Origin of the sequence: Aliikangiella coralliicola, from assembly GCF_007004725.1 — a bacterium.
Taxonomy (GTDB): Bacteria; Pseudomonadota; Gammaproteobacteria; order Enterobacterales; family Kangiellaceae; genus Aliikangiella; species Aliikangiella coralliicola.
The window spans coordinates 214,080-232,894 of the sequence record NZ_ML660160.1 but is presented as its reverse complement, the minus strand read 5'-3'; the positions used below and the strand labels follow the sequence as shown (position 1 = coordinate 232,894).

At 40.6% G+C, this 18,815-nt stretch carries 13 protein-coding genes; 7 read left to right on the top strand and 6 right to left on the bottom strand.

The window, feature by feature from the left end; all coding sequences use genetic code 11:
- Positions 1-5: 5 nt before the first annotated feature.
- Positions 6-794: an SDR family NAD(P)-dependent oxidoreductase gene (locus tag FLL46_RS00960; protein WP_142891546.1), complete on the bottom strand. Its 789-nt coding sequence runs from the start codon at positions 792-794 to the stop codon at positions 6-8.
- Between the two features lie 65 nt (positions 795-859).
- Entirely contained in the window at positions 860-1,363 is a 504-nt protein-coding gene (locus tag FLL46_RS00955) for a hypothetical protein (RefSeq protein ID WP_142891545.1), read from the bottom strand.
- A gap of 298 nt (positions 1,364-1,661) precedes the next feature.
- Between FLL46_RS00955 and FLL46_RS00950 the strand changes: the two genes are divergently transcribed.
- Positions 1,662-2,558 (top strand): LysR family transcriptional regulator, encoded by an 897-nt coding sequence (locus tag FLL46_RS00950; RefSeq protein ID WP_142891544.1) that lies wholly within the window; start codon positions 1,662-1,664, stop codon positions 2,556-2,558.
- Between the two features lie 77 nt (positions 2,559-2,635).
- On the opposite strand, the gene FLL46_RS00945 is transcribed toward FLL46_RS00950, so the two are convergent.
- Together FLL46_RS00945 and FLL46_RS00940 are read right to left on the bottom strand one after the other, a co-directional pair.
- A complete protein-coding gene (locus FLL46_RS00945) occupies positions 2,636-6,625 on the bottom strand; it encodes a thrombospondin type 3 repeat-containing protein (RefSeq protein WP_142891543.1) in 3,990 nt (1,329 codons plus the stop codon).
- 28 nt (positions 6,626-6,653) lie between these two features.
- Positions 6,654-8,717 (bottom strand): tail fiber domain-containing protein, encoded by a 2,064-nt coding sequence (locus FLL46_RS00940; protein ID WP_142891542.1) that lies wholly within the window; start codon positions 8,715-8,717, stop codon positions 6,654-6,656.
- A gap of 339 nt (positions 8,718-9,056) precedes the next feature.
- Here FLL46_RS00940 and FLL46_RS00935 point away from each other — a divergent pair, with 339 nt between their 5' ends.
- From FLL46_RS00935 to FLL46_RS00915, 5 genes are all read left to right on the top strand, one after another.
- Positions 9,057-9,491, top strand: coding sequence for a response regulator transcription factor (locus tag FLL46_RS00935; protein ID WP_142891541.1), 435 nt, complete (start codon positions 9,057-9,059; stop codon positions 9,489-9,491).
- Between the two features lie 68 nt (positions 9,492-9,559).
- Positions 9,560-9,934, top strand: coding sequence for a response regulator transcription factor (locus FLL46_RS00930; protein ID WP_142891540.1), 375 nt, complete (start codon positions 9,560-9,562; stop codon positions 9,932-9,934).
- A 217-nt stretch (positions 9,935-10,151) separates the two neighbouring features.
- On the top strand, positions 10,152-12,290 hold the full coding sequence (locus FLL46_RS00925; protein ID WP_142891539.1) for a tetratricopeptide repeat protein: 2,139 nt from the start codon (positions 10,152-10,154) through the stop codon (positions 12,288-12,290).
- A 105-nt stretch (positions 12,291-12,395) separates the two neighbouring features.
- The gene (locus tag FLL46_RS00920; RefSeq protein WP_142891538.1) at positions 12,396-13,094 is read left to right on the top strand and encodes a response regulator; all 699 of its coding nucleotides are present in this window, start codon (positions 12,396-12,398) and stop codon (positions 13,092-13,094) included.
- 62 nt (positions 13,095-13,156) lie between these two features.
- Positions 13,157-15,295: a tetratricopeptide repeat protein gene (locus FLL46_RS00915; protein WP_168203985.1), complete on the top strand. Its 2,139-nt coding sequence runs from the start codon at positions 13,157-13,159 to the stop codon at positions 15,293-15,295.
- A gap of 143 nt (positions 15,296-15,438) precedes the next feature.
- On the opposite strand, the gene FLL46_RS00910 is transcribed toward FLL46_RS00915, so the two are convergent.
- The gene (locus FLL46_RS00910) at positions 15,439-16,047 is read right to left on the bottom strand and encodes an alpha/beta hydrolase family protein (protein WP_210418560.1); all 609 of its coding nucleotides are present in this window, start codon (positions 16,045-16,047) and stop codon (positions 15,439-15,441) included.
- A 400-nt stretch (positions 16,048-16,447) separates the two neighbouring features.
- Positions 16,448-17,038 carry a TetR/AcrR family transcriptional regulator gene (locus FLL46_RS00905; protein WP_168203984.1) on the bottom strand — a complete coding sequence of 197 codons (591 nt, stop codon included), beginning with the start codon at positions 17,036-17,038 and terminating at the stop codon, positions 16,448-16,450.
- A 189-nt stretch (positions 17,039-17,227) separates the two neighbouring features.
- Here FLL46_RS00905 and FLL46_RS00900 point away from each other — a divergent pair, with 189 nt between their 5' ends.
- Entirely contained in the window at positions 17,228-18,802 is a 1,575-nt protein-coding gene (locus FLL46_RS00900) for an EAL domain-containing protein (RefSeq protein ID WP_142891534.1), read from the top strand.
- Positions 18,803-18,815 lie beyond the last annotated feature (13 nt).

Below are 18,815 nucleotides of genomic sequence, written 5' to 3'. Positions count from 1 at the left end.
GCTCACTAATGCGCCATGTTTCGAACCAACGTGCCGAAAAGTTTCGCGGCAATTCGCCTCGGAATGAATCTCAGTGAAAAAACGGTTATCTTATTCATAAGGCCAGCAATATGAACCGTCTTGCGTCCCAAGCTTTTTAGTGCTCCACCTACTACGTCATCAGATTTCATCACAAATAACTTGGCCAGGAATCCCTCGTAGTTTGCAAACTCAGTGTGAGTAGAACCAGGACAAAGTGCCATAACATCAATATTGTGAGGTTTCAATTCAACCGCTAGAGCTTCAGCGAACAACAGATCATAGCTTTTCGATGCGGCATAAGTTCCCCAGAGAGGGACACTAGTAAAGCCAACAATAGATGCAGTAAAAATAATGGCGCCGCGTTCTCGTTGGCACATCAGTCGACCATAGTGATGCGCCAGCGTTGTAACTGCGCGGCAATTAACGTTTACGAGCCGTTCTTCCGCAGCAAGATCGTTTTTCAGAAACTCGCCTTGATTCGTAAAGCCCGCATTGTTTACAAGGATACCAATCTTTAGATCAGCGGTTTGCTCTGCGACAGACGTAAGAAAATCTTGAGCATTGAGGTCGGCCACAACACTACGACACTGTATGCCATACCGCTTAGCTAATTCACTACCTAATGCATCTAGTCGTTCACTTCGTCGCGCAAGCAACACGAGATTTATACCTTGAGATGCCATCTGCCGAGCAAATTCCTCTCCCATGCCAGAGGAAGCCCCTGTTATTAACGCCCAGTCGCCATAGCGATCTTTAAGTGATTTGTCTTTCATTAGAACTCCTATGTGTTGCGCATTACGAACAAGTTACATTTGCTGCATGTAGGCCATATAACGCCCTAGTGTGCCTTTTTTGTCTGGACAAAATGCCTCCTGAGCCAAAAATACTGGCAGATATAACCTACAATAAATACAAGAAACAGGACTCCATGTACCTTGGCCAGGAATGGATCAGATTGATCAGTTACAAATGGTTTATTCGCAGGAAGTCTTAACAATCCCTCAGTTACAGCTGGAATAATATGAAATAAAACAGTGAGGGAATAACAAAAACTCTTGATATAAGGAGAGTAATGAACCATACGTGGTATAAAACGAATACAATAACCAATTGTCAAAGACAGTAATGTTAATACTGCCAACACATGAGCAGGACCAAATACTCCATGTTGGTATATAAAAAGTGAAGTCGTTGCAGTAATAAAGGTGCCACCCAAGTAAAAAATACCAAGAGCCTTGTTTTCAAGGATATTTTTATAAACTATCAAACAAAAAAATGCTGAGGCTAATGACATCGCACCAATAAAAGTATGTATCCAACCTAAGGTGCTAATTTCTGGCATGGTTTTCTACTCCAATTAAATTATCTAGATTAATTTAAGTGATCGAGGCTCTAAATGATGATCCGGGGACGATCAAATACGCTCACCCTAAAGTCTTTACTGCTTAACCTTTTGGTGTGACTACAGTCTAAAAAATTTATGCTAACTTTAGTAATAATGGATTTTTAGAGGAGGTATAAAGAATTTTCATAGGCTTATACATGCGACCAGAAGCCCTGTTTTATATTAATATTCGAGGCTGAAAAATACATGATATTATTAGCGTAATGTTTTTGAATCCTTCTTTTTGAGGCAAATCATGATAGATATTTCCGACATCCGCATGATCAAAGTGGTTACTGAAGTGGGTAGCATTAATCGCGCAGCAGAAATTCTACATATGTCTCAACCAACATTGAGTAAGAAAATCAGTCGCCTTGAGCACAAAATCAGCATGGAACTATTTATTCGTAATAGTTCCGGAATGGTACCAACAGAAGCCGCTAAAATTTTATTAAACGAAGGCAAAGACATAGAGACCAAACTAACTAATGTCGAAAGACGTTTGGAATTGATGGCGAATTTAGTCGGCGGGCAGATACGAATTGGCGTTGGTCCCATTGTCGAACAACTATTAGTTCCAAAAATATTGCTAGACGTTGTTGAAAACAAATACCAATTCAGAATTTCTTTGTCGACAGATTCTCCAAGTGCATTAATCGAGCAGCTAAAAACCAGCCAGATAGATTTAGCGATCGGCCCATTCCAAGCGAAGGAAGTAGCTGACGAATTTACACCAGTTTTAGAAATGTCGGAAGAACTAGTTGCCGTTGTTCGTGGGGGACATCCACTTGCCAACCAATCTCAAGTTTCATTTGATGAACTTAAAAAACATTCCTTCATCGCCCCTCACCTGCCAAGAAAGATGGGAAATCAAATACTCGACTTTGTTAAAACCGCTGAAATAAAACCTAAAATTAGCTGCGATAACTATGTTTTGGCGAAAACAATTATATCTAACTCTGACTATATCACTATTGGTCCAGCATCTTTGTTTCATTCGGAACTTAAAAACGGCTCTCTCGTAAAAATAAGTTTTCCAACAAAAATAATGTGGCACTGTAACTGTATAGTAAAGCCGGAAATTCTTACAACGCCGGCAGTCAAAGAAGTCGTCAGTATATTCGCTCAGTATATGAGTACTGTTGACTCTTGAGTTGAAATACCGATTTGTCCCTGGAGAACATGCAGAACGGCATTTTATCTGTGACAGCTTTGCCAAATGCCCTACTGTTAATCAGTGTTTTCCTTTAAATTCAAGATAACGTTTCTCAAAATAAGATCAGCATTTTTCTCGTCTAACATTCCCCCGGCATTAATTTGAATACTAAATACACCTCCGTCGATTGTGATATCGCGCGGAATAACCAGAGGTTCGGTCAAATCAATAACATAATCAGCATCGAAAGTAATCGTACCGTTTCCACAAACTTCTAAAATTTGCCGTTGCAAAGAACCGACACCTGTTGCTAATTGATTAGTTACAGTTAGGTTCGAAAGACAGGCCACAAAAGGATCAAGATCGTCGGAATCTTCAATACCATCATTGTCGTCATCAAGATCCGAGTTATCGCCGAGACCGTCATTGTCACTATCAGACGATTCGGTAGGATCATCGGGGAAAACGTCATCGGCATCGAATACGCTATCGCCGTCACTATCTCTTCTGACAACACCACCAATCACTAAAACGGGATATTGGTCGCTGTTACCAAAATTCCACACCGCAGGATCCCAATTCGCATACATATCCGTATTGCTTACCGGATTTTTCAACTCGCTCGACGTATAACCAGTCCCCACATTGCCATTGTTTCGGCCTGTCGCTTCGGTATCCCACACGCTATCGGAAAAGGAAGCCGCAGTGTTGCTCGGAACTAACCCAGCGACATTACCATTTCCACTAACAGCGCCGTAGGCATAATTGTTATAAACATTAGAAGACACGTTAAATGAGGCGATGCCACCGACATAGTTATTACCCGCAACTGACGCAGCAGAAAAAGAGTCGCGCACTGTAGATTTATGATAGGCACTGCTCAATCCGCCGACATAGTCTCCATTGGTGTTCACGCTACCAGCAGTAAAACTCCTGGAAAGGTTTGACTGAGATAAATAGCCAATCAAACCCGCGACAAAACGAGAGCCGCCAGACACCTCAACTTGTGAAAAGCTATCGGAAATAGTCGCATTTTGAGCGTAGCCGATCAGGCCGCCCAAATTTTCAAATTCACCGGTAGAAACCTGACCGTTGAAAGATAAATTAGTGAGAACGCTTCCTGATACAGCGTAACCGATTACACCGCCAACCGACCTGGCATTCGCAGTAACAGAAGTTAACTCGCCTCGAAAATGTAAATTAGAAATAGTGGCGCCGCTGACGTAGCCAAAAAAACCGACGTAATTCGATAACGACGAATTGTTGATAGTTAAATTTAAGATCCTGAAATTATTGCCTTCAAAGGTTGTAGTAAATGGATCGGTGTTATCCCCTATCGGCGTCCAACCTTCACCTTGATTGTAGGTGTCGTTAATTAATCCATCACCGTTTTCATCAAAATCAATATCATTAATTAATTCATAGCCATTACATGCGGTAATCGTATCGCCATCACCACAACTTTCGTTAAATTCACGATAACCTAAACTGTAACTCGTACCTGACAGGTTGTTACGTACGTTGTTTAGCTCTTCGGTTGTCTCGATATCAATTAACCCATCAGCATCGTTATCGATATCACACACATCGCCGTGAGTATCACCATCGCTGTCAAGCTGGTCCAGATTGGCATTTATCGGACAGTTATCATTTTCATCTAGCAGGCTATCGTTATCGGCATCGGGATCAGCATTATCGCCAAGACCATCATTGTCTGCGTCAAATTGCTCAGTTGCGTCTGTGGGATAAACATCATAAGTATCATCAACGCCGTCATTGTCATCGTCAGTATCTGCAATATTGCCGATTCCATCGCCGTCGGTATCTTGCCACTCAGTGTCGTCGTAGGGAAGGTCATCAGAGACATCATCGACGCCATCGTTGTCATCGTCAGGATCATAGTGATCTAGAATACCGTCACCATCGGCATCCCTTTGCGCAATGCCGCTAAAGATTAAAACCGGGTAATGGTCACTCTCACCAAAGTCCCAGTTCGATGTACTCCAATTTTCATAGATGCCCGAGTTATCGGTAGGCGTTTGCAAATCACTCGTTGCATAGCCTGTACCTGCAGCACTATTGGCAATAGAAGAAACCTCATTGTCCCAATAGTTATCGGCATCTGTTGTGCCACCAAACTCACCAACTAATCCACCAACGTTAGAGGTTCCAGTAATAACGCCGGTGGAATAACTTCTTCTAACTGCATTAGCGGTATATCCAATTAATCCGCCGACGGCATTATTGCCACTCACCTCAACAGAAGAATGGCTGTCATAAATTCCGCTGCCTGAATTTCCAACTAGTCCACCAATATCATTTCCTGTACTAGCAATAGTCCCCTGCGTGTAGTTATTTTGAATCCAGTTGCTGGTTCGTTTACCGATGAGTCCACCGACCTGATCACCGTCTGTTGTGATGTTAACAACAGCATAGTTTCTTTCTACTTTAGCGACACTCGATGCGCCTGCAATTCCTCCAATGTACTTACCGCCACCATTGATAGTGACAATTGCATAACTATCGTAAATATCCGATTGACCGGCATTTCCAAAAAGGCCACCGATATAGTTTCGATAGTTTCCTGAAGATATTGAGCCTTCAAAAGAAACGTTAACGGCATCAACAACAATACCGGCTTGCCCTGCTATCCCACCGACAAAAGAAGCATCAGTATTCACCTGCGTGAGCGCACCGCTAAAATGAACGTTTTGCACTTTTGTCGATGTAATATAACCAAAAAAACCCACATGACTGGCAAGCCTTGTGTTGTTGATGGTCATATTTTTGATATGAAAGTTATTGCCTTCAAAAATTGAATCGAAGCGATTATCGCTGTTACCGATCGGTTGCCAACCTTGCCCCTGGTTGTATGTGTCATTCAATTCGCCGTCGCCGTTTTCATCAAAGTCTAAATCATTGATTAACTCATACCCGTTACATGTTGTAACGGTGACCCCGTCGCCACAACTTGTCGCCGTTTCAAAGTAGCCATCATTGTAAGCAGTCCCGGTCAGATTAAAGCGAATGTTATAAAGCTGCGCCAGCGTCGAAATATCGATAAGACCATCGGCATCATTGTCGATATCGCATGAATCACCAACACCATCACCATCCGTATCGAGTTGGTCACTATTCGAAATTAACGGACAGTTATCAACGCCGTCTTCAAGGCCATCATCATCGTCATCTGTTTCAGCATTGTTACCGATTCCGTCGCCGTCACTGTCGGAGTGCTCAGCGGAATCATTTGGAAAGGCATCGCGGTTATCACCGATTCCGTCACCGTCAGAATCTACTGACTCTAAGGGATTATCAGGAAATGCATCTGAAGCATCATCAACGCCATCACCGTCAGCGTCTTCGCTGGCATTAGGATCATCAGGCATTTGATCGGCATTGTCGCCAACACCATCACCGTCGGTATCACTCCACTCGGAAGGATCATCGTCGAATTGATCAGTACGATTGCCAATCCCATCATTGTCGTCATCCCAGCGCCAGATATAGACATCATTACCATCACCACCGAAGTAAGTAACGTGCATGTAGTAGTCATTGTCGACTAACACAGCCCCACCTTCACGAATACCATTGAAGGTTCCCATGATTGGGTTCCCGCCAGTATTATTAATTAATAAAGTTCCATAATTCGTGCTATCAGATCCAGAACGAGTAGTCGCTCCGGCCAATAAATTAATACTTAAAGTCGCGTTGGATAAATTAACATCCCCGCTAACTTCAAACTGGTTGTAGTGATCACAAACTTCTCGTTGATAATAAAGCTCATCAAGGTTTTGATGAACAATCGTACCTGGCTCAAAACTTAAATTCTCCAGAGCAATACACCCCAGATTTTCGGCAGGAAATAATTCGCCATTTGCTTTTGCGTCGATATTACCAACTAACGTTGCCTGACCATTAACTTTCAAAAAGCCACCGCCATTGATTGTCAAAGTGTCAGCAATCGAAGGTGAACCGGCAGAAATGATTAAGCTTGCCGTTAAACTCGACATCAGCACCGACTTGACAGACGGTCGAAAAAGACCTTTTTGTTTATTCATATTCCTTCTCCCAAATTATTGGATTGGTCTACTTGGAAGAAAGTAATTTGAGTAATTGATCGATTTGTTTTTGCTGTTTATCGATTTGTGCTTTTTGTGCTTCTATTTGTTTTTGTTGTTCTTGCGTCGCATTAATCAGTACCGGAATTAACGCCTGGTAGTTCACCGATTTCATTCCTTTTTTATTTTCGTGAACGAGCTGAGGAATCACCGCTTCGACATTTTGCGCAATCAATCCATATTGTTTTTCATCAGAGCGACCTAAATTATCTTTCCAGTGGTAAGTAACACCTTCAATTTGTTTAATTTTATCCATGGCATTTTTGATACTCGCAATGTCCTTTTTAAGACGCTTATCAGAATTTAAAGTTAAGCCACCTGCGATAGTGGCGTTACCATTATTTTCGAGCGTGAATAAATCAGTTTTAACGCGGGTTTCTGAGCGCGAATTGGCCGTTGAATTAATATAGGAAGCGATAGCAAAGCTGCCATTATCAGCCGCAGAAAGCGACCACTGATCGGCAAAGTCGTCACCGTTATCAGCCCAGATGTTGATTTCAACCATTTGTGAATCGGTGGCGACAGCGGAAATTGTCTGGCTAACGACATCAGAAAAACGGTAGAGAGGCTCACAAACCCACTCGTAGGTTCCGCCATGATCATCGTTATCGTAGTAACAATTTTTGTTTCTACCAAGTGAAACATAGGCGTCTTGAGCGGGTTCCCATGAGAGCGTACTCAAATTACCGATGATGGCAGTATTGTCAGTTCGGCTGGTAGCGCCATAGCCAAGGGTAATCGCATTATCATGAGTCGAGCTTGCCTGATAGCCCATAGTTATCGCGTAATCGCCGGTGTTTGTCGCTGAGTCGCCCAAAGTTAAGTCATACTGGCCTTTCCCACTGGCATTGCTACCAATCGTAACGCTATTGGTTTTGTCGGATATTGCTGCGTAACCGATGGAAATTGAATCATTGTCATTGGCACCGGCAAATGCGCCGAGTACAGTGGTACGATTGACATCTAGATTTCCGACAGGGAGGTTCGCAGTGCTGGGTTGACTAGAAATCCCATTGTAGGCTGTCTGCACATCCGTTTCTAATTGAGGATCATAACTGTAGATCGAAGACAGCGAATTCGAAAATGCCCCTAACCAGACATTGTCAGAACCCTCGCGATTGGCATATCCTGCAAAAGATCCCAGCGCAGTGTTTCGATTCGCATCATCCCGGTTGTTAGTCCGATTATTATCCCAACCCGCATAAGCTCCAACAAAAGTGCTGAAATCAGCATGTTCCGTATTAGTACCCGCATCTGCACCTAACATGGTGTTGCCGTAAGCCTCGCCGATGTCTGAACCAGCCCCGGAACCAACCGCCGTGTTTCGCGAAGCAGTCTTTTCTATATCTTCTAATGCGCTCTCGCCCGCACCAGTATTGTTATGACCGGTCAAGTCATAGGCAATCCCGCCAGCCATATTCCCCAAAAGCGTATTTCTATAACCTGTGGTATTGCCTTGCCCGGCGTCTTGCCCGACAAAAGTGTTGTATCGACCTTCAGTATTATCTTCGCCGGCTTCTTCACCAATAAAAGTATTATCCTGGCCAGTGGTGTTTGCTAAACCCGCCTCTGTACCAACAAAAGTATTATCTGTCGATGTGTTAGCTTGACCTGCACGTGTTCCTACAAAAGTATTATCAGTACCAGTCGCATTGGCTTCACCACTGTTTGCACCAATAAAAATATTATCATTAGCTGTGTTCAGCGCGCCTGCGTTGTGGCCTATCATTGTAGTATCAATGCCACTGGTTAACGATTTACCAGCCTCGCTTCCCACGTTGGTATTTCTATCGCCAGAAGTTATCGAAGAACCGGCATTAGCACCTACATTCGTATTATTTTCTGCACCGGATTGCTGACTACTGCCGGCATTGTTCCCATAATTGGTGTTTTCCGCTAGCGCATTTGAAAGGCTCGCAGATACAACAATGGCAACTAAAGAAACTTTTAAAGATCCTTTTAAAGATCCTTTTAAAGATCCTTTTAAAGATCCATTTAAAGATACTTGTAGGACTGGCTTGGCTCCACTCATCACTCATTCTCCGGGATATAAAACTTTTACGGTATTTCCATTTATCGCGAAGCTTAAATCCCAAATTTGGAGAGAATGTGGAGAATGTTGGATTTGTTAGAATTCCCCCTCTCCCTGTGGGAGAGGTCGGGAGGTTAAAGTTTCAATTTCTCTTAGAATAAATAACTGGATACCAATATGGAACACTTATTTAGAATCGTCCTGATAGAATAGTGTCGACTCTCGAGGCACAGTATTAAATTCTATAACATGAAAATCAACAATCCATATTTCCTCCATAATTATTCGATTTAATCAGCATAAAGGTGTTTAACGATGACTTAAGAGAGTCGATGTTCCATGTATAAAGTACTAATCGTAGAAGACAATTTAGAGATCGCGAAACCTCTAATCGCGCTATTGAACAACTGTGGCTTTGAAACCGAACACTGCATGCGAGGCAATTCTGTTTTAGGTGCATTTCAAGATTTTGCGCCCGACTTAATTTTACTTGATCTGGTACTACCTGTTGTTGACGGTCTAGAAGTCTGTCAACAAATTCGCCGGGTAAGTGACCTGCCGATTATTATCATTTCGGCAGAAGCTTCGCCGATAATACGCTTAAAATGTTTTGAATTAGGTGCGAACGATTTTGTGGAAAAACCTTTTGGTATTGCCAAACTGATAACGCTGATTGAAACTAATCTAAAACAACGAAAAACAAAGCGTTGTGCAAATATTAAAATTGACGCTATCAGCGAAAACTTACCCAAATCAATCACTTCTTATCATTAGGTATTGCTCGACTATCCATTACAAAGAAAATTTAAAACTCAGTCTTTTAACATGAAGCTATCATCAACATGAACCGAATATTGGTCGTCGAAGACGACCCTGAAATCTCAGAGCCTCTTCTCCGTTTACTTGAAGCAAACAATTTCCAGGTACTACACTGTTTTAGTGGAGAGCAGGTTTTTCCTGCAATAGCCCAATTTAAACCAAGTTTGATTTTGCTGGATATTGTTCTCCCTGTTATTGATGGCTTACAGATTTGTCAGGATGTGCGCCTCAACTCTGACATTCCCATTATAATCATGTCAGCAAAAGCCAGTTATTCAGATAGACTGGACGGTTTTAAAATGGGTGCAGATGATTTTGTCTGTAAACCTTTTAGTATGTCGGAGTTAGTATTGAGGATAAATTCTGTGATGAAGCGAAGTAAAAGCCGTATTTCGTAAAGCCCGAGAGTGGTTTACGTTGCAGTCGTCTGTATTGTCGGCATTTATGTTATAGTCGCCGGTATTATAATAAGACAGGCCTGTCAAAAACTAACAGACAGAGTCAAAATGAGAATTGTTAAGTCAGAATCATTGAAGAATAACCGTTGAAGAATAACCATTGAAGAATAACCGTTAAAGAATAATTGTTGAAAAATAATCGCTGGAGAATCGATAAGTGAGTAAACCAAACATCATATTACTAATATTCATCAGCCTATCAATCTTCATCAGTCCTCCCGCGCAATCCGGCCAAACAGCCCAAGAACCAAAAACAATCGAAAGTTATGATAAAGAACTGGAGGGACTGGAAGGCAGAGAACTTCTCATAAAAGTGAGGAATATTACTAGTAAGACTAAGCAAAACTCGCCCGATATTGCTCTCCACTATTTTAATGTTGGTCTCAGGTTACTGGAATCACTACCCGACGACAAAATAAAAAGTGATTTCTATCATAATGCAGCCTGGACTTATATTACTAAAAGCGACTTTGATAAAGCCGAAAAGCATGCAAAAATCAGTTTTAACTTAGGCCAAAAAATCAATAATAATGTCAATATGGCCAACGCTTCAACGGCGTTAGGCGGCATTTATTATTATCGTGGAGACACAGGCCAAGCACTCAATTATTTTAAAAAATCAAGAAACTTTTCAAAGCTAGCAAATGACCATACTAATGAAGCGGCCGCTATTCATAACATAGCACTGATCTATCAAACCCTGGGAGATTCAAATACGGCGATAGAATATATGAAACAATCCAGGGATTTAAGTATAAAAATGGAGCAATGGAAAGGCGCAGCTGTAACCGACATGAACATTGCTGAAGTCTACTTAATTTTGGGTAACTTTGATAAAGCACTACCCTACTATGAAAGTTCGCTAAAAACCCATGAAAAACTAGACGACACCTGGAATATTGCCAAGGTAAAGAGTATGTTGGGGCTAGCCTATGTTAAAAATAAAAACCTTACTCTGGCGCAAAAAAACATTCAAGAATCAATCGCTATGTTTACTCAGATCGGCGATAAACTACAGCTGACCGAAGTAATACGTGCCAACGGAAGTATCTACTTAAAACAGGAGCAGCCACTCAAAGCGATTGATGAATTTCATCAAGCACTGAGCATTGCAGAAGAAATAGAAAGCGAGCTTGCTATCCAGAGAGTCACTCATAATTTAGCTAACGCTTATCTCAAATTAAATGACTTAGATAACGCCTTAAAGTATTCAAATATTGCGCTGAAAACAGCAGAAAGTACTGAAAATGAAGTGGCTAAACGAGATGCGGAAAGCATTGCCAGTAAAATTTATGCAAAGAAAAATGACTTTAAAAACGCCTACAAACACCTTAATAATTACAAGACTCTCAATTTAGCAATTGTTGAAAAGGATATCACCGAAAAAAATCAGCTTGCAGAAAATAGATTTCAATCTGCCAAAAAAGAAAAGCAGATCGAATTACTCACCAAAGATAATCAATTAAAAGCGTTAGAAATCGACCGTCAAACTTACGAAAGAAACGCCTGGATTTCCGGATTGGCTCTGCTAGTATTCGTAGCCTTCTTTTTTATCTATCGGCAAACAGAGAAAAGAAAACTGATTGTTGAACGTGCCAACTTAATGGCCGAACTGGTGGAAAGAAAAAATCAATTGCTCGCCGATGTTTCTCACGAACTTCGCACACCGCTGACTGTACTACAACTCAAAGTAGAAGCATTACAACATAATCTTGTCGAAGACGTAAACGCGTCTTATGAAAGTTTGATGGCTAAAATAGACGATATCAATCGACTGATCTCAGACATCTATCAGTTAGCACAATCTGATATCGGTGCTTTGAAACTTGACTTAACTTCCAATAACTGCGAACTCACATTAAGTGACTGGACAGACGAGCTATCCAGTCTGGTTGAAACGAAAGGCTTTGAATGGCATCAAAAAATTCAACTTCCCAATTCAGTGACAGCGAAATTCGATAAAGCTAAAATCAAGCAAGTGGTGAGTAATTTAATCGACAATAGTATCGCTTATACTGATTCTCCGGGAAAGATAGGGTTATCCTCAAATATTGTTAACAATCATCTTGAGATCGTTATCGAAGATAGTTCTCCTGGTGTTGAAAAAAATGAAATGCCTCGTATTTTCGAAAGACTGTATCGTGTAGAATCTTCAAGAAGTCGTGCAACAGGCGGTTCAGGGCTAGGTTTGTCTATCTGCAAGAGTATTGTTGAGGCCCATAAAGGGATTATTTTTCCGTCTGCCAGCGAACTAGGCGGGTTAGCAATAACCATTCAGCTTCCGTTGCAAGCCTGACAATTAACCATGAAAAAACTGTATTTTGAAAAAACAAGCATTTTGAAAACCAGCTTTACCTTGATAACCGACTATAATTTAAAAACTGACTAGTAAAGTGAACTCATGTCTGAACAATCTAACTCCAAACAATCTAGCACAGCGAATATCCTCGTCGTCGAAGATGATTTAGAAATTTCAGAAAATCTGAATCTGTTTCTAAAAGCAAGCAACTTCAATACTCATCACCTGGACAGTGGAGAGCATGTGGTCAAGACTGTAAGAGAAAACCAACCCGATATCATTTTGCTCGATATCATGTTGCCGGTTGTCGACGGTTTAGAGTGTTGCCGTCAAATAAGGGAATTTTCTGATATCCCTATAATCATGATGACTGCTAAAGTTGAGGAAATTGATCGGCTGATTGGCCTCGAAGCTGGAGCAGATGACTATGTTTGCAAGCCATTTAGTGCCGTCGAACTCATTTTACGAATTAAAGCAATTTTACGTCGCACTCAAAAACCTAAGGCCATCAGAAAACTTGAATTAAACCTGGAAACTTTTATTTTAAGCTATCAACAAAGCACCGTAGAACTGACTAATCTTGAGTTCGGTCTGTTTAAATTGCTTTATCAACACCCCGAAAGAATTTACTCTCGCGCACAAATTTTAGACTTAGCTTACCCCGATATGCGGGATATTTCCGACAGAGCAATTGATAGTCACATCAAAAATATTCGGAAAAAAGCAATCGAATTAGGTTTAGAAAAATCCCCGATAGAATCGGTTTACGGCGCAGGCTACCGGTATATTGACCCCGATTAATGATATATAGTTACTTAAGTTTTAAACCGTTTTTTTTACGGTATTTATTAAGAGTCTTTTCAGTGAAATATTTCACCCTGTTATTTATATTAATTTTCTCCACACTTACAGAAGCCAGGGATAAGCCAGAGAGAGTTAAGAACTACGAAGCTCAATTAGCAACTGCAGAAGGCATAGAAAGAATATCGCCACTCGCTGAATTAGCGAAATATTATGCCTATGAAAACCCCGAGAGCTCCATTCGCTATGCTTCAGAAGCATTAGAATTAATAACGGCCCACAAAGATTTTTCCAGAGCAATGTTTACCCACCACTACCTGGTTTTGGCTTACTATAATGCTGGAAAATTTGATCTAATGGAAAAGCAATTAGAAATTTATGCCGAGGTGGCAAAGTCGGTTGCAGAGAAAGATGAACTGGCCATGCTAAATAAAGATTATGCTTATTTGTATAGCCGCCGCGATAGCAATTATACCAAAGCCATTCCTTATTTAATCAAAGCACTAGAACTCTATCGGCAAATGCCTCCCGAAACAGATAACATCAATGCAGCAATAGGAGGAACATTAAATGATATTGGCCTGATGAATTATTACAATGATAATTTCGACAAGGCATTAGAGTATTACACTAAAGCACTCAATACCGTTGGCTATCAAAATACTGTTTATGTCGTTAGAACACTCGGAAATATTGCACTTATTCACAGACAATATCAAAGATATGACGAAGCACTTGACTATTACTTTCGCGCCTTAGCGCTTGCAAGAAAACACAAGAGCTATAACCGAATTGCAGAACAGTTAATTAATATCACGGCAACCCATGTGCAAAAAAAGGACTATGTGAGTGCGTTAACTAGCATAAAGGAAGCAAAAGAACTTAATCAATCAATTGGAGATATGAGAAACAAATTTCAGATCAGTCGATATACCGGTGAAATTTATAAAGGGCAAAAAGACTATGAGTCCGCAGTCGAGCACTTAAACTCAGCACTCAAAATTGCAACAGAAATGAAAACACCTCGTTTTGTCGCGGAGTCAGAAATGGCATTAGGCAATGTTTATATTGAAAAGGAAAATTATCAATCAGCGATAGTGCATTTTCAAAAAGCGCTTAATATAGGTAAGGAATTAGAATTCGAATCGCTTACTATGAATGCTCATTTGGATCTATCTAAAGCCTTTAGAGCAGTAGGAAATACAGACAAAGCCTATGAAAATCTTAAGGACCATTATCGCTTGAAGGAAATTCGACTTGATGAAGGTAGGGTGAAAAAATTAGCGGAACTAGAAGAACAGTTCAAAGCAGAACAACGAGAATCAGAAATCCAGATTTTAACCAAGGAAAATGAGCTCAAATCACTCCAGATTGAAAGGCAAACTTACCAGAGGAACATGTGGATTGCAGGGCTTGTCTTGTTAGCATTTGTTTCATTTTTCTTATTTTATCGGCAAAGCCAAAAAAGAAAAATCACTGCGGAACGAGCGGAAATGATGGCGGAGCTGGTGGAAAAGAAAAACCAGTTGCTCGCTGATGTTTCACATGAATTACGAACACCGTTAACAGTATTGCAATTAAAAGTCGAAGCTTTGCAGCACAACCTGGTTGAAGACGTCAATGCTTCCTATGATGGCTTGATGACAAAGATTGGCGATATCAACCATATGATTAGCGACATCTATCAATTGGCACAATCAGATATTGGTGCATTAAAACTCGACTTGAAAGAGAATAATTGCAAGCAAACTTTCGGCAGCTGGATGGAAGAATTTTCATCTGTGGTAAAAGCAAAAGATTTCAAATGGCAGCAGGAATTAAACATTGCCGAAGAAGTCTGTGCCATTTTTGACGAAGCTCGAATCAAACAAGTCATCAACAATTTAATCAACAATAGCCTTGCGTATACTGATGCACCGGGAAAAATACTGTTTACTGCAAATATCGCAGATAAGTGGTTGGTGATAAAATTAGAAGACTCATCACCAGGTGTGCCTCCCGCACTTCATCAAAAGATTTTTGAAAGGCTGTTCAGAGTTGAATCTTCGCGTAGTAGATCGACCGGCGGCTCGGGATTAGGGTTATCAATCTGTAAAAGTATCGTTGATGCGCATCAGGGAAAAATATTTGCCGCTGATAGCCCGCAGGGAGGACTTTCAATAACCATTCAACTACCTGTTTCAAAAGGCCGCGCGCATTGAAGCTTCGAAGAGTTCAACATTTAGTTGAGAAAGTTGAAACTCAATTTCAAAAGCTTGAAATTAAGTCTCTACAAGATTTAAAAACAACACTCTCACCGAAACGCTTATTCATTGTCTAGCATCTTACCCATTGGACCAATTCTTTAGTTACTAGGTTTTGATTTTATCCAGTTTTTTACTGGTTCTACCCACTCAGAAATTGGCCTATAAAATGCACCATGTTCCAAGCCTGTATTTATCTCTATTTCGGTGAATGATTTTACATTAGTGCTTTTAGCTTTCAGCGCCTTACAAGTATTAGCCCGATCTGATTTTTCGTAAATCGAGAGCACATTACCGTACACCTTAATGTCGGTATGTTTCTTTGAGATTAAGCGGCCACAGCCAGCAAGAATGATGGTATTTATAGACAAGTCAGATAATTTATCTGAAGTAAGACCTGTAATAAATGCACCTCTAGAAAACCCCATGATTGTAATATTTTTTGGAGATACACCTTTTTTAACCAAATCCCTTACTTGATCATTTAGCTCATTAGCATATTTAAATGGATCAGTGTTTTTGGGCCTATGGAATGCGATTAAATTATAGCTATCATCCGATAGCGATTTTTTAATAGCCGGAAAATCATAAAGCCCCCAACCGAACTTTTTATTAATAGGCTTGGGGTTTTCACCTTCAACAATATAACCATGAGAATAAAAAACGTACTTTTCTTTAGGATTTATGTCATCTGGAAATTTATCGTACACACTTCCTGCAATGCCATTGGATGAAAGAAACAAACAAATTATGGTTGATACTATAAGTTTGATAATTTTTTCCTCTTAGTTACTAACGCTCGTGTAATTCGAGCGGCATGCTCTTTGCTGATTCGAAATTCACACTCTGGTCATGCAATTTCTTCAACTTCATTTGACTCCAAGCTTTTTATATAACATTCATGATTAGCTGAAATTTTTTCGAAGACTCGTGGAAAGTAAAACACGATTTCCGAGAAGCTTGGATGATCACTATGCGGCCCGCCATGATAATAACGCATATGTTTGAGCATATCATCTTGTTTATCCGAGCTAAGCGCGACAAAAGGATTAGATTCGCTATAATCGTGAAAGCTTGAGAAGTGGATAATTGAAAACAATCGGCCGACAGTCAAGTGCTAGTCATCCTTTCGCAGATATTAGCGAGTAGTTGCAACAATAAGTCAGAGTTTTCGTCTGACATTGGCAGGGCAAAAAAACTCTCGAAATAATCTGAATAAACTTCACTATTAGCAATCGTTAAAAAAATAATCATCAGCAACAAAATACTTTCTTTGCCTTCGTCCTGTGGATCTTTAGAAGATAAGTTCAGCACCTTTCGATAGGTTTCATTGAGACGCCAGGTACGATTTGTTTTTATAAATTGGGGATCAAGTTGTTGATTGAGCGCGAAACTCATAATAGTTCGCAACGTGGGTAAATGATGACGCACATTATCTCGAATAAGTGACAAAGCTGTAACTGCCGAAAGGGTTCGTTGTTTTTCCAGGTTTTCAGCCAGTTGTGCGTAATCTTCAAGATAAAAATCAAAAAGCCCCAATAACAGTGACTCTTTGTCTTTAAAATAATAATGGACGAGTTTTGGATCAATATTAAGCTCGCTCGCAATCTCAGTAAACCGGAGCTTTTCAAACGGCTTTTTCTCCATCAGGCATTTTGCTACCAACAAAATCTGACGCCGTCTATCTGCTTTACCTGTCAAATTTTGCCTCCTCATTTCTTTTACCTGATCAGTAATTAAAATATAGGCAAATTTTGTATAAATTTGGAGATATTAGCCAACTCAACGACTTTTCCCATATTTTTCAGAAATAGGAATTCCCGCCGCATATGCCCATACTAAAAGCGTATACTGGTCAAAATTCAACCAACAAGTTAACCCGGAGGGGCCATGTCTACAACCCGCGATACTATAATCGCTGCAGCTACCGGCGTTAGCATCGGTATGATTTTACTGTTAATTAGCGCCGGATTAATCTCATTTCACGAACACAAATATCAGTCCCAGATCGTTAATCAAATTACCAAATTCCAATACCAGGTAGTACAAGATGTTGGTGAGGCGCTAACAACTTTAAATGCGCTTAAGGTTAAAACCTGTGACACCAAAACCCTGTCGGCAATGCAACACGCACTTTTTACTTCCCGCTTTCTCAAACAAATCGGCTTTTCGCAAAACAATCAATTAATTTGTACTACTTCGCAAGGATTACTCGCAGAACCAATCTCTTTAAAGACACAACCTACATTTGATACTTTTCGCGGGCCAAAAATATGGGTCGATGAAACGCTTCCATGGATAGATAAAACCGTCCCAGTACTCATTGCACAAATGGGTCACTTTAACGTAGTGGTCGACCGGACTTACACGAGCATTTTCGATATCCCAGAATCAAACTGGCAAGCGGTTCATCGCATTAAAGGCAATGTTTCCCATGTCTATGGCCAGAAAAATATTTTCGAAAATCTCTCCGGCGATAATTTTCAACAGAAAGTCAGTTGGGAACGTCACTACTCACAATATTGTTTAGCCAAACTTGGCTATTGCGGTGCAGTCTCGCGAACGACCAGACAGATACTTTCAGAACACTATCGATTGACTAGCATTTTGCTGCTGTTGGTTTGCGCAATTTCTTATATAACCAGAGGCTGCGCAGCGCGGTTTATTCGGAGCCGACGCCGTTCGATTTCTCGGGTTAAGCAAGGTATTGGCAAAAAAAGCTATTACAATGTTTTCCAACCCATTGTTAATTTATGCAACGAACAAATTATTGGTTGCGAAGTTTTGTCCCGATTTAAGGATAGTAAAGGTGAGATCTACCCCAATGAATTTATTCCTATGATCAAAAAGTTAAATTTGACCTGGCCCTTTACACTCCATATGTATCAAAGCGCCCTCAAACAACTCAGCCGATACGAACTTCCAGCTGGGTTCAAAATTGGTTTCAATATTTTCCCCGAAGATCTCGACCAGGAAAAAATGCACCAACTTTACGCGATTAGCGCACCTTACATTAGTCGCTTTAACATCAACCTGGAGCTTATTGAAGATGAAGTGCTCAATACAGCAGATGCAAAAGCCATACTAACAGATCTCAGAAACCTGGGGTTTAGCGTGTCAATAGACGACTTTGGTACAGGTTATTCGAACTTGTCCCACCTTAACAGACTGAGCAGTGACTTTTTAAAAATCGATCGCAGCTTTATCTATGATATCGAATCGACTTCTTTGGGTTCAATTTTGGTTCCGCAGATTCACACCATGGCTAAAAAGGTCGGCATGCGGTGTATAGCCGAAGGCATTGAAAACCGCGCTCAGCTTGAACAGCTAAAATCAATCGGTGTTGAGTTTGGACAAGGGTGGTATTTTGGTAAACCGGCGATTCTGAATCAATTTATTAAAACGGTCAAAGAAAAACAAAATCAGTGGATTGCTCAGCCGCGGCGAATTTTAAATATTGCTTAAGTTGTCGAAGCTT

Coding starts and splice junctions, on each gene's coding strand:
- FLL46_RS00960 (WP_142891546.1), bottom strand. CDS start 794: ATGAAAGACAAATCACTTAAAGATCGCTATGGCGACTGGGCGTTAATA.
- FLL46_RS00955 (WP_142891545.1), bottom strand. CDS start 1,363: ATGCCAGAAATTAGCACCTTAGGTTGGATACATACTTTTATTGGTGCG.
- FLL46_RS00950 (WP_142891544.1), top strand. CDS start 1,662: ATGATAGATATTTCCGACATCCGCATGATCAAAGTGGTTACTGAAGTG.
- FLL46_RS00945 (WP_142891543.1), bottom strand. CDS start 6,625: ATGAATAAACAAAAAGGTCTTTTTCGACCGTCTGTCAAGTCGGTGCTG.
- FLL46_RS00940 (WP_142891542.1), bottom strand. CDS start 8,717: ATGAGTGGAGCCAAGCCAGTCCTACAAGTATCTTTAAATGGATCTTTA.
- FLL46_RS00935 (WP_142891541.1), top strand. CDS start 9,057: ATGTATAAAGTACTAATCGTAGAAGACAATTTAGAGATCGCGAAACCT.
- FLL46_RS00930 (WP_142891540.1), top strand. CDS start 9,560: ATGAACCGAATATTGGTCGTCGAAGACGACCCTGAAATCTCAGAGCCT.
- FLL46_RS00920 (WP_142891538.1), top strand. CDS start 12,396: ATGTCTGAACAATCTAACTCCAAACAATCTAGCACAGCGAATATCCTC.
- FLL46_RS00900 (WP_142891534.1), top strand. CDS start 17,228: ATGTCTACAACCCGCGATACTATAATCGCTGCAGCTACCGGCGTTAGC.